General features: G+C 68.6%; 1 protein-coding gene. It reads left to right on the forward strand.

From position 1 onward, the window contains the following. On the forward strand, positions 1-229 hold a 229-nt coding region (locus CCN51_RS49960), incomplete at both ends, for a SulP family inorganic anion transporter (RefSeq protein ID WP_245881860.1).

The raw sequence follows: 229 nt of genomic DNA on the forward strand, positions 1-229 counted from the left end.
GTGGCTGCTGGTCTTCGCGGTGCTGTTCCCCTCGGCGCTGGGCGTCATCCCGGTGGCGGCGCTGGCCGGTGTGCTGGTGCACGCGGGCTGGAAGCTGATCCCGACCAAGGACCTGGTCCCGCTGTGGCGTACGCACCGCGGCGAGGCGGTGGTGCTGGTGGTGACCTCGAGCGCGATCGTGGTGACCAACATGTTCGAGGGTGTGATCATCGGTCTGCTGATGGCGGTC

Origin of the sequence: Streptomyces milbemycinicus, from assembly GCF_002154605.1 — a bacterium.
GTDB classification, from domain to species: domain Bacteria; phylum Actinomycetota; class Actinomycetes; order Streptomycetales; family Streptomycetaceae; genus Streptomyces; species Streptomyces milbemycinicus.